This is a genomic window from Mesobacillus foraminis (assembly GCF_004340465.1).
In the GTDB taxonomy this organism is placed as follows: Bacteria; Bacillota; Bacilli; order Bacillales; family Cytobacillaceae; genus Mesobacillus_B; species Mesobacillus_B foraminis.
In genome coordinates this window covers 252891-265358 of the sequence record NZ_SLVV01000003.1, presented here as the reverse complement: position 1 = coordinate 265358, position 12468 = coordinate 252891, and the positions used below count along the sequence as shown (strand labels likewise).

Here is a 12468-nt window from a genome sequence, read left to right as displayed (position 1 = left end):
GCGCATATATTAAAAAATATGCAAAAATTATAAAATAGGGACTTGCTGACTATATTTTCTATATCCAAAACATTAATTTTCTGCTATTCTATTATTCGAATGCAAAATTTTGTCAATCTATGGAGGGGGAGCTAGATGAGAGCTGACCGAACAAAGCAAAAGAATAAGTGGCTCCGTATTACCGGAATTATTGTGTTATTGTTGGCTGTATCCCTGGGAGCTTATCTTTTTACTGTATATAAATCTTTGACCAGTGCTGTTGAAACAATGCAGGAACCGATTGAGCGTGAAACCCGCCCAATCAAGTTTGATAACAGGGAACCATTCACGGTTTTAATGCTTGGAGTTGACGAACGTGAGGGCGACCGCGGCCGTTCGGATACGATCATTGCGTTAACGGTGAATCCCGAGAAAAACTCAATTAAAATGCTGAGCATCCCGCGTGATACCCGTACCGAAATTGTCGGACGCGGAACAGAGGACAAAATCAACCATGCCTATGCTTTTGGCGGTGTTGAAATGTCTATGGACACCGTAGAAAACTTTTTGGACATTCCAATTGATTATTATTTAAAAATGAATATGGAAGGCTTCCAGGAAATTGTTGACGCGGTCGGAGGCATCACCGTGAATAACGACCTTGAGTTTACGGAAGGCAGCTTCCACTTCGCCAAAGGAAATATTGAGCTGAACGGCCGAGAAGCCCTTGCCTATGTAAGGATGAGAAAGCAGGACCCAGAGGGAGATTTCGGCCGCCAGAAACGCCAGCGCCAAATTATCCAGGGCATCATCAAAAAAGGGGCCAGCGTCGGATCCCTTACGAAGTTTGATGATATCTTCGCTGCCCTCGGCAACAATGTAAAAACCAACATATCCTTTGAGGATATGGTCGATATCCAAAGCAACTATAAGAGTGCTGCAGGAAATATCGAACAAATGAGAATTGAAAGTGCCGGGACAACAATCGGCGGAATTTATTACGGAGTTGTGTCTTCCGAAGAACAACAGCGTGTACAGAATGAATTGAAGACTCATTTGGGTATTTAGTGATTACCATTTTATAAAAGTGCAAGGCGGCTCCCAGAAGGGAGCCGCCTTTTTTGTATCGTTTTCCCTCTGGCCTCAAAAAAATCACAATATTTATTTGGATATATTTACAAATCCTTTTTTTAACCGATAAACCCTACATAGGATAAAACTCCTGCTTTTAAGGATCAATATTCAGCAAAGGAGGCACAAGATTAAACAGCAGCAGGAATGAAGGGATTTACGGAGGAACAATGAAAGCAATCAAACAGATAAGGTATGCAGTTCTCATCATTATTTTACTGACAGGGGTATTGGCCCCATATGGAGCTGGAGGATTCCTCACAGCCCAGGCAGCCAGCACCTCCATCAGCAAGACCATTTTCACGACAAGCCAGAACCTGAATATGCGCACTGGCCCGAGTACAAAATACAAAACCATCATAACTGTCCCAAAGGGCAAGAACATAACCGCCATTGCCAGGAACGGGAATTGGTACAAGTCGTCCTATACCTACAAGTCGAAGGGGAAAAACATCACAAAAACCGGCTGGTTAAGCGGACAATACCTTAAGAAGGTCAGTTCAGCGCCGAGCAACACCGTACATTTTGCCAAAACAATCTACCAAGTGAAGGATAACCTGAGACTTCGCACAGGAAGTTCTGCAAAGGACAAGGCTATTTTAACCATTCCAAAAGGACGGACCCTTACATCGACGTCCAAAAAAGGCAATTGGTACAAAGCATCCTATACATACAGTAAAAGCGGCAGGAAATATACAGCGACTGGCTGGGTTGATGGAAGATACCTGAAGGAATACACCCAATATTCCAAAACAGCCGGAACCTATTATTTTACAAAAAAAACGGCCGGTCTTTACTCCGCGCCGGATACGAAAAAGAAGGCGGCCTATACCCTTGGCTCCCATAATGGCTTCTACTCCACGCAAAAGGCAATAAACAGCCTTGGCCAGACCTGGTACCAGGTATCATATAAGGGGAAATCACTATATGTAAAAGCGGCGGATGTGGTAAAACACACTCCAAAATCTATTAAAAAGACAAACTATAAAGCTGCGAAAAACACCTATTTATACCAGTCCTACGGAGAAGGCTATACAAAATTAATAATGATTCCAAAGGGGAAAATCATTTCCGTTTCGTCCAGCATCGAGAATTGGTATAAAACCAGCTACGGCGGAAAAACAGGCTATGTATACATAAGCAATTTTACAAAATCAAGCTCTCCCGCGGAAAAAAAGCCTTTCGTATTTACAGAAACAGCAAGCGCCGGAAAAAAGTACCTGACCAAAGAAGATGCAAGGATCAGGAGGACGCCCGAAAGCACTTCAGCAACACTGGCTTTTATCCCGAAATCAAAACTGATTGTACCGACCCATAAAACATCAAATGGCTGGTATAAGATAAAATACAGCGGGAAAACCGGGTATGTCTCTGCGGGTGCCATTCAGGAAGTGATTACAGGAAGCCCTGCAAACCGTGATAACTATCAATATATCGATCTCAGGACAAAAGCCCCTGTTACGGCGGCCCAGATCAATGCTTATATCTCAAGCTATGTTAAACAGACAGGGAAATCCAGTATACTGACAGGGAGCGGCCAGACTTTCATCCAGGCTGGAAACAAATATGGGGTGAACGCTCTTTATTTGGCTGCTCATGCCATCCATGAAAGCGGGTATGGCACTTCCCTGATCTCTTTAGGCAAATACAATCTGTTTGGCTTTGGCGCCTATGATGCCACCCCCTATATCGGGGCCTACCGCTTCGCTTCCGTTCAGCAATCGATTGAGTATATCGCCCGCGAAATGAAGGCAACCTATCTTAATCCTGGCAGCTGGAAGTATAAGGGATCCTACCTGGGATTCAGTACAAAGACCACGACAGGCACCAGGATTGATTCATACAGTACAGGCATGAATTTCTATTATGCGAGTGACCCCAACTGGGGAAAAGGGATTGCTGCGCACATGCAAAGGATCCTTCCCTACAGCAAGGCTTATTACAGCAATGCAAAGCCTAATACAACTGTTTTCAGCGCACCTGCCAGGCCGGATGGGAAGGACGTGTTCCCTGCAGGCATCCAGGCGACGGCCAGCCAAACTCTTGCTCTTACCCTAAAAAAAGGAGGAACAGTGGCGAAAACCTTGCCAAAAGGGGATGCTTTTACCCTTCTTGAAAAAGGAAATGATTTCTGGCTCAGAGTGAAAGTCGGTTCGAAGACCTATTATGCCGGTGTGAAAAGAGGAAATGATGTTTCGATCATCAGCTTTGACCGATATAAGGAATTTTTGACTGTCAAAAACCTGGGCAGAGTGACGACATCAGGATTAAACGTCCGGACACTGCCTTTGCTGACCGCAAGTAAAGCAGGCGGTCCGCTCAGACTGAACCAATATATCCAACTGAAGCTGGACAAACTAGGTAAACCGAAAATGGACAAAAGCAAAAAGTGGTATCTAATCAAATTGTCCAATGGAAAGGAAGGCTGGGTGAGTTCGCAATTTGTCGCCCGGGAGCTGAAGTAATGTGATGACACTGTCCCTATACGGTCCGGCCGTTTCATGGACAGTGTTTTTCTGTGCAAAAAAAGCGGCTGCCATTAACGGCAGCCGCTTTCCTATCCTAGAATAGATGAAAATTAGTTCTACTTGCTTGAAAAGTATTGAATCAATCCATCATAGATTCCCCTGGCTGCCTTCTTTTGATAAGCAGAAGTGCCAACGATTTTTTCTTCAATCGGATTTGATATAAACCCTAGCTCCACCAGGACTCCCGGACGATTATTTTCTCGAATGACATGGTAATCGCCGAAATGTGCCCCCCTGTTTTTCAGGCCGGTCTGGACAACCAGGTTATTCTGAATGTAACGGGCCAGTTCCCCTTCCTGAGCATAGCTGTAATAAAATGTATCGATGCCAGAACAGGTCCCTGTACAAGCATTATAATGAAAGGAGACGAAAGCATCAGCTTTTGCCTGGTGGCTGATGGTGACCCTTTGGCCAAGAGACAGGTAGACATCTTTATTTCGTGTGTAGACGACCTTAGCGCCGGCATTCTGTAATAGCGATCCTGCCTCAAATGCAGAATTAAGGTTCAGTACTTTTTCACGGTAAAGCCTTCCAACGGCACCACTATCAAATCCGCCATGCCCTGGATCCAGTACAATGATCTTTCCTTCTAATGGAGAATTGCCAACAGGGCTAGGAACAGGACTGGGACTGGGATTGGGACTTGAGCTAGAGCCAGAAGCTTGAATGAGCCAGCCAGCAACCCAGCCTGTTGTACCTTTCGCGTTCTTCACTTGAACCCAGCCGTTTTTTTCCCCAATTTTACTAAGGACTGCCCCTGCCTTCTCAACTATGATGACAGGATAGCTGGTTCCGGGGCCTTTTCGAAGGTTACTGTTTTCTTTTAACACAACCTTTGGTGCATTTGATACAGATGCTCCTGGTGCAGTAACTGGTTTCTTAGAACTCAGGTAGGCTGATGAAACCCAGCCCTGCAGGTTTGAGGCTTCGATTTGGGACCAGCTCCCGCTTTTTTTATAGACTGTAACCGCAGTCCCTTTTTTCAGCGTGCCGACAACACCTGCAGTTCCGGATGCTGTTTTGCGAACATTCAAGGAAGTTGCCATTACATAATAGGTGCCCAGGCTTTTAGGTACTGCTGCTACAGTTGCCGGCTTTTTGATGGATAGATAGGAAGACAATACCCACCCCTTTACATTTGACGCCTCTATTTGAAACCAGTTTCCGCTTTTTTTATAGACTTTAACCGCGGTCCCTTTTTTCAGCGTCCCGACAACACCAGCAGTTCCTGATGCTGTTTTACGAACATTCAAGGAAGTTGCCGTTACATAATAAGTACCGAGGCTTTTAGGTACTGCTGCTACAGTTGCCGGCTTTTTGGTGGATAGATAGGAAGACGATACCCAACCCTTTACGTTTGAAGCTTCAATTTGGGACCAGTTCCCGATTTTCTTATAGACTTTAACCGCGGTCCCTTTTTTCAGCGTCCCGACAACACCTGCAGTTCCTGATGCTGTTTTGCGAACATTCAAGGAAGTTGCCGTTACATAATAGGTGCCCAGGCTTTTAGGTGCTGCTGCAACAGTTGGCGGCTTTTTTGTAGAAATATAAGAAGCCGAAACCCAGCCTGTCCTCTTGCTTGATGGTACTGTTATTTTAAGCCAGCTGCCATCCTTTCCTTGAACGGTGACAGTTGTTCCTGATTTAAGAGTTTCCAGAATTTTTCCTTTGCTGGTTGGAGTACTTCGTAAATATAAGCTTGTTGCATTTACATATCCTTTCCAAGTCACACTAGTGAGAAACTTGGCCGATACCCAGCCAGTTTTCTTTCCAAAGATAATCTTTGACCACCCGCTTTGTTGCCCTGTAACCGTGACAACCTGGCTTTTCTTTAACTTTCCCACAATGGAAGAAGTTGTCCCCGGCTTGGACCGTACATTAAGAACATTCGCATTCACCTTACCTTGATAAGTATAGGCAGCCTCCGCAATATTTCCGCTAAATGGATGTATTAGCGAAAAAAGGACCAAAAAACATAGAACCAGTGCCTTCACTAAAGAAGCAGCTTTCACTCATTTCCCACCTTTTGTCTAATTTTGTCTAATCTTGAAAAGCCTATCCACTATAACCCGAAAATAGGAGAAGAAAGAGGGCAGAAATACCCAATTAAATGGAAGTACCCATTCAAATTTTTGGATTACTATATTCTTTTTAGTTGTAAATATAGATCCAATCTAAACGAGCTAAATTTCCTACAAGGTTTTTTTAATAATTTAACGATTTTAATAGAAAAAAAGGTCTATATGGTCATTTCATGACTGACTATGGCGGAACCTTGACAAACGTCAGCATATTTTGCATCTCCTTAAAAAGTTTGTAGAAACTTTTATTGTTTAAATCTAGTGAAACCGCGGTATTTAAATAACACAGCTAGAAGAATTTCCTAATTATTACAAATCCTTTACGAGGAGTGGTAAGAATGAAAATCCGGGCTGGCAGTTGGGCATTGTTATCTTCCCAGGAGAAGTTATTTATTCTAAAAGCGGTAAGCTTTCGATCAAAGAGATTAAAAAAGGGTGCATAATTCTATGAAACTGATGTCGTCCCCAGGAAAAAGGCGGTGATGGAACCTGTGCTATTAATAGGATCCGTCGCTGCCTTTTGTATATATCGGATGTAATGATTAAAAGTTAATTCAAATATTTACATATTTTTAAAAAGGAAATAACTCCCTGCTTCAGCTTTTCAAAAACCCACCGATAATACCTGTATCGGAGATTCCTATTATTAGAGATAGACTTCGAACCAATTAAAATGAAAAGGGGTTTAATTGTGGGGGTTTTTAGGAAAGGTTTGTTACTCGGTCTTGTGTTAATGTTGATTTTGCCGTTTATCCCTTCTCTTCCTGCAAAAGCAGCAGGAGAGCCGGTTTTACAAGTGAAACTCAGAAACTATCTAGGAAATACGAAGGAAATCAAACTGTATCCAGAGGCAGAATACTCGACTAGTTTGGCTGGTGTTAAATTACAGGCTAACCAATCGTACACACTGAAAATCAGCGGTACGAACATTGTAATCATGAAAGGGACAAGCGAAGTCGGCAAAGCTGCCGAACTGGAAGTCAAGCCAGCAGCAAGCGATGGCCCTCTCTCCATCAACAGCCGTCCTTATCTAGGAAGCTTTAAGTTTGTAATTGACGACGGTTATTTAAGGCCAATCAACTCTATTGGTCTGGAAGATTATCTTAAGGGTGTCGTTCCTGCGGAAATGCCTGCCCTTTGGCACTCTGAGGCATTAAAAGCGCAAACGATTACAGCCCGGACCTATGCAATGGGCTATTTAAATAAAATCATCGATGATACGCAAAGCTATCAGGTTTACGGTGGATATACCTGGCATACCCGCACAACGGAAGCCGTTCAAGCGACAGAAGGAAAAGTAATTACGTACGGCGGAAAAGCAATCGGAAGCGGTGCATTGTTCTCCTCCAGCAATGGCGGAAAAACGGAATCAAACAGCAATGCGTGGGGAACAACGGCATTGCCATATCTGACAATAAAAAGTGATCCTTACGATCCTAAAACGCCTTGGAGCTTTCAAGTCAAAAAGCAGCAAATTGATGCGGCCAAGCTTGATTTTGCACATGCAGACAGCTGGTGGGCTTCCGTTAAGGAAGTGGAACAAACCACTGTTATTTCCAACATCAAAGCGTGGCTGAAAGCAAACGGCTATGCCGGAAAAGATTTGAAGATTGCGGCGGTACCGGACCTTTCCCTTCATGGCGTGACCTCCGGCGGCAGGGTAAGCAAGGGAAGCATGACGATTGAATTTTTAGTGAAGGAAGCCGACAAAGCAGTATTAAAGCGCCTTGAAATCAAGGATGCGGCCGCTTCGAAAATTCGATCGATTATTGGTTTAAACTTAATGAAGAGCTATTTAGTCAATGAGGTAAATACACAAGGGGATTCTATCAGCGTTTCCGGAGCCGGCTATGGGCACGGGATTGGCCTTAGCCAGTACGGAGCTAAGAAGGCTGCCGAACAAGGTGTAGGGTATCAGGATATTCTTGGTTTTTATTTCGATAAAACCAGCATTACGACGGCCTATCAGGTCCCAGCAGTGGATGCAGAAACGAAGCCGGATCCAGCACCGGTAGCTCCGGCTCCAACTCCGGTAGAACCGATTGCAGCAAAGCCAGCTCCGGAAGCTTCTAATCCTGCGCCAGTGGTGGTGACGCCTGCTCCGGAAACCGAAAAGCCAGCACCAGAAACAGCGAAACCAGCGCCAGTTCCGGCGAAACCTGCTCCGGCTCTAAAGAAGCCAGCAGTTGTGAAGGACACTAAGGCACCGATCATTAAATCGATTAAAACAACTTTAGATGCACAGAAGAAACAGGTGAAGCTGAGTTTTTCCACTAATGAAAAGGCTAAAATAACTGTTTATGTAAAAGACTCAAAAGGAAAAATCATCTCTTATCCGTTAAAGGATGCTCAAAAATCAGCTGGTACACAGACAGCGATTTGGTATGTATCCAAGATAAATAATGGAAAATACAGCTTTGGCATCATTGCGGTAGATGGAAGCAATAACCGCGGGTCCGCAGTTTTCAACTACACATTGTCGAAGCCGGCTGCAAAGAAGGCTGCTCCAAAGCCAGCAGTAAAGAAAAAGACTGGAAACGTTACTGCGACAACATTAAATATCCGGTCAACGGCGTCCACCAAAGGAAAGGTCGTCGGAACGGTGAAGAAAAACAAGACCGTGACCGTTTTATCAAAAACAGGCTCATGGTATAAGATCCAGTATGGAACAAAGACTGGATATGTGTCTGCAAAGTATGTTTCTAATGTGAAGTAAATAAAAGCACGAAAGGCCCGTTGAAATGTGGTTGGCCTTCGTGCTTTTTTAATGGGGTTTTATGGAGGCTTCAGTCAGGTGTTGCTTGCCGGCTGGTGGCTGCAGATATTCGTCAGTCTAATTTCTTTCTTGAACACATATGCTCGTTTTATAACTTACTTTTTTAATAGGTGATAAACATGCGAAGAAGACGGGTTCCCCCCATATTGCTTCCAGGAATTTTGATTTTAATTATTGGGATTGTCCTACTGTCAGGAACAAAGCTGCTTCTGTTTTCTCCCGACCGGCAGGCTGAAGCTGCTGTTGAGGAGTTTTATACATTTGAAGCGGATGGTGATTTTTCCGACTCATGGGAGCTTCTTCATCCTTTTATGAAGGAAAAGTTTTCAAAAACGGCCTATATCCAGGATCGAACCCATGTCTTTATCGGCCACTTTGGTGCCGAGACTTTTACCTATGATCTATCCGAAGGCGAAGAAATTGATAACTGGAAAATGGAGGAGGGCCGTCCCCCCTTCAAAACAGCCTATAAATTCCTTGTTACCCAAAGCTATGAAGGCAAGTACGGCAAATTCAACTTTCAGCAGGAAGTTTATGTCGTCCGCCATCAAGAACAGTGGTCTATCCTTTGGGACTACAACCAATGACGCTCGCAAGCTTTGCACCCCGTAGCCAGCTTTTTTTATGTGGTCCCTTCATCAAGGAAAGTGCGGCTTCATCATCAAGCACCTTCCCCATTTACTAAAAGTGCCTGACCCCCTTTAGCATACTAAAGGGGGTCAGGCACTTATTTGGGCATTACAGTACTAAAGTGTAGATTGTGTTTTTAAATTTAATCATTTAAACATCACGGGTAGCTTCGCAGCTCCCTTTGTAGTTTTGCATTAAATTTTATAATAATTGCAGAACGCTTTTATTTTTAACTCTCAAATGGTACTCTTTTCTAATGTAAATAACTTATTTAGGAGCAGAAGAATGCTTTCACAACTTCGTTTTAAAGGGAAGCAGCTAGTTTTGGCCATTTGCTACCTTGGATTTGCCCTTTATATCGCAATGGCAGCCATTCTGCTATTTTTTAGTCCCTACCGGCAGGCAAATCGCACCAATGCTGATGGAGCTGTAGTAACCGATGTTAATTTAGTTCCTTTTCAGACCATTTCCAACTACATTAAAGCATCCGGGCACATCAATTCGAGCGTTTGGGTTACAAACCTGTTTGGCAATGTCCTAGCCTTTATGCCGCTAGGCTTTTTCCTCCCCCTATTATTCAGGAGATTTATGAAATTCTGGCCAACTGTCATTCTGGTTTTCGTTTCCACCCTGGCCGTCGAGTGTCTCCAACTCTTTTTCCATGTAGGCAGCTTTGACATCGATGACATCATCCTTAACACACTGGGCGGGGCCATCGGCTACCTATTCTATAAAGCTGTAGCCAACATCAGCTCCATTGTCCTCAAAGGGAAACAATAAAAGCGTGCCAGATACGGCACGCTTTTCCTATGGCCCTTAAGGGGTCAGGCACGCTTTACCGCTTTATTGCACAGCGGGTCAGGCACGCTTTAGCGTATTGCTTTATCAAAGTGGGTCGGCCCCGCCCCGTTTGTGGTTAATGGCCGTTTTGTTGTGCTCGGTTTTTACCCATGTATGCTGCTGCCTCCATTTGAGCAGACCCATGACCTGCGCGTAAACAAAGGTATAGGCATAATAGAACACCGAGATGCTCATCCGGAACAGCTTGAATTCCTGGTTTGTGTCCACCTTGATGGCGTAATACATGCAAATCAAGAATTGATAGGCAAACAGGATTAGAGAGAGAATGCTTCCTCCAAGGATTAAATAGATAATCCTTTCCCCGCCTGCAGTGAGGAGATCATAGTTTTGGGTCACTAATCCATAACCTGCTGCTCCAAGGATTCCAATAATGACGATGGACAGTTGCACCGCGCGAGCCATTCCAAACAGGTAAACGAGCTGATCAACGATTTTTAGCTTGCCTTTTTCCGTGAACAATTTTTTCAGCATCGGCTTCAGGTTGGTAAAGGCTACATACCAATGCCCTTGTGACCATCGAGTTCGTTGTTTAATGCTGATTTTAAAATTATCGGGCTTTTCATCATAAACCCGCACAAAGTGATTCCAGAGCACCCGCCCATTGTCTTTCACGATTTCCATTTCCAGCTCAAGGTCTTCGGTTAATGAGTGGAATCGGAAACCGCCGTGTTTCATGAGATAATCAAGCCTGACTATGAATCCTGTTCCGCCAATTGCGTTTGGCAGTCCCAGCCGGTATTTGGCCAGCTGGAAAAAGCGGTTGGTAATATAGTAGCTCATCGCATAGCCTAAAGACAGGCTGGTTGAAGAATTCTTGGAATCCAGATAGGTTTGTATGGCCTCGGGCTTCCCTTTTCCGATGTACTGGGAGTTTAGTTCACTTAAAATATCAGGATCTACATGGTTGTCTGCATCAAGAATCATGAGGCAGTCATATTGGTCTGTCAGTTTCTCGAAGCCTAAAAAACGCAGGGCATACTGGAGTCCAGCTGGTTTCCCCACCCCTTCCCTTGGGAACAGCTTCTCCCCCGTATTAATATATTTCATTCCTTTTTCCTCACAAATTTCTCCCGTTCGATCCGTGCTGTTATCATTCACGACATAAATATCATAAAGATCTGGCGAGTACCGGATATTTCTGAGGTTCTCAATTGTGGAACCAATGACCTTTTCTTCATTATGAGCGGCTACTAAAATCAAAAATCTTGTCTGATCTTTCACCAGTTCATAATCCCTTTTCGCTTTTCCAAAGCCAAAGAAGGTTAAAAACACATAATAAATAAAATTAAGATTGATGTACAAAGTCAGCAGAAAAAACAAGCCCAGCAAGACTGTCACTGCTTGTTCAGCAATAAATGGCATTCCTTATCCTCCTGTTTTAGAGACCTGGCTATCATCTGGCGGAAAAAACCCTTCATGAAAAGAATCCTAAACATAGACATAAGCTGCAACCTTAGCCCTGTCTTAGCTATTTTCATTCATTTCCATTTTTAACTAAGCCACAGGAAAATATTCATTTCGGGGTCAGGCACGCTGTTACACTTTACCGCTTCACAGAACAGCGGGTCAGGCACTCTTTAGTGAAGTGAAGTGAAGTACAGTTTTAGCGAGGCACAGGCTGGAGAACTACGGTTTGAAAAACATAGTTAGTGAGGGACCGTTTATTGTGAACCATTATTAAGTAAACGTCGAATTATGCATTGCAGCAGTGAAAATCAAACCTGCAGTAAGGCAAAGCGTGGGATGCTGTTCTTGTTTGTTATCTCGGCACCCAGATTATTTCTTCGCTTGTCTGGCTTTCTGCAAAAATCCGGTATTGCTCGTGCACCGGGTCTTTGAAATAGGAATAGGTACGGGCAGGGTCGACATGGGAATTTTTCGTGTTATGGATGTAAGAGGAATAGCTGCTCCATGGATATTCAGACAGATCCTTTACCATGTTGGCCTCCAGGGGATTTCGATGGATATAGCGGCTGACGCCCAAAAAATAATCAATGGATTCAATCACCTTTGAGCCATAACGACCTTGGAAGACATGGCCATCCTGGTCAAAACGGCGATTAAAATAAACAGCATATCGGGAGTGCATTTCTTTGATGATTGTCTGAATAGGGCTTGTGGCGGTTTCAACTAAAAGATGGAGATGGTTGTTTAAAATACAGTAGGAATGCAATGTGAATGGATGGTTTGAGCGGACACTTTCGAGGATCTTTAAATACTGAAGGTAATCTCGGTCATCTGTAAAGATGGCTCCACGCCGATTTCCCCTGGCATAGATATGGTACGTTGCACCCGGATACCAAATCCGGAATGGTCGAGGCATAATACCCCTCCTAATAATTATTTTGTTGTACATGTACATTTTAGTTGCCTGCAAACAGCCGGTCAACCAAAAAAGTGCCTGACCCCCTTTAGTGTAGCAAAGGGGGTCAGGCACGCTTTAGTGAAGTAAAGATTCAGCTTTTACAGAAAAGGAAATAAC

The 12468-nt window shown here is 43.9% G+C and carries 8 protein-coding genes; 5 read left to right on the top strand and 3 right to left on the bottom strand.

The window, feature by feature from the left end:
• Nucleotides 1-135 precede the first annotated feature (135 nt).
• Nucleotides 136-1047, top strand: a complete 912-nt coding sequence (locus EV146_RS05815) for an LCP family glycopolymer transferase (protein WP_132003232.1) — start codon at nucleotides 136-138, stop codon at nucleotides 1045-1047.
• Between the two features lie 233 nt (nucleotides 1048-1280).
• Nucleotides 1281-3575, top strand: a complete 2295-nt coding sequence (locus tag EV146_RS05810) for an SH3 domain-containing protein (RefSeq protein ID WP_132003229.1) — start codon at nucleotides 1281-1283, stop codon at nucleotides 3573-3575.
• 119 nt (nucleotides 3576-3694) lie between these two features.
• Here the strand turns inward: EV146_RS05810 and EV146_RS05805 are convergent, their stop codons facing one another.
• The gene (locus EV146_RS05805) at nucleotides 3695-5650 is read right to left on the bottom strand and encodes an N-acetylmuramoyl-L-alanine amidase family protein (RefSeq protein ID WP_132003226.1); all 1956 of its coding nucleotides are present in this window, start codon (nucleotides 5648-5650) and stop codon (nucleotides 3695-3697) included.
• An 802-nt stretch (nucleotides 5651-6452) separates the two neighbouring features.
• Between EV146_RS05805 and EV146_RS05800 the strand changes: the two genes are divergently transcribed.
• From EV146_RS05800 to EV146_RS05790, 3 genes are all read left to right on the top strand, one after another.
• A complete protein-coding gene (locus EV146_RS05800) occupies nucleotides 6453-8435 on the top strand; it encodes a SpoIID/LytB domain-containing protein (protein WP_158287019.1) in 1983 nt (660 codons plus the stop codon).
• A 221-nt stretch (nucleotides 8436-8656) separates the two neighbouring features.
• Complete coding sequence (locus tag EV146_RS05795) at nucleotides 8657-9082, top strand: hypothetical protein (protein WP_241993824.1); 426 nt, start codon at nucleotides 8657-8659, stop codon at nucleotides 9080-9082.
• A 328-nt stretch (nucleotides 9083-9410) separates the two neighbouring features.
• On the top strand, nucleotides 9411-9905 hold the full coding sequence (locus EV146_RS05790) for a VanZ family protein (protein ID WP_158287018.1): 495 nt from the start codon (nucleotides 9411-9413) through the stop codon (nucleotides 9903-9905).
• Nucleotides 9906-10010: 105 nt separating this feature from the next.
• Here EV146_RS05790 and EV146_RS05785 read toward each other — a convergent pair whose 3' ends face one another.
• Both EV146_RS05785 and EV146_RS05780 read right to left on the bottom strand, forming a co-directional pair.
• Nucleotides 10011-11348: a glycosyltransferase family 2 protein gene (locus EV146_RS05785; RefSeq protein WP_132003214.1), complete on the bottom strand. Its 1338-nt coding sequence runs from the start codon at nucleotides 11346-11348 to the stop codon at nucleotides 10011-10013.
• Between the two features lie 397 nt (nucleotides 11349-11745).
• The gene (locus EV146_RS05780) at nucleotides 11746-12309 is read right to left on the bottom strand and encodes a transposase (protein ID WP_132003211.1); all 564 of its coding nucleotides are present in this window, start codon (nucleotides 12307-12309) and stop codon (nucleotides 11746-11748) included.
• Nucleotides 12310-12468 lie beyond the last annotated feature (159 nt).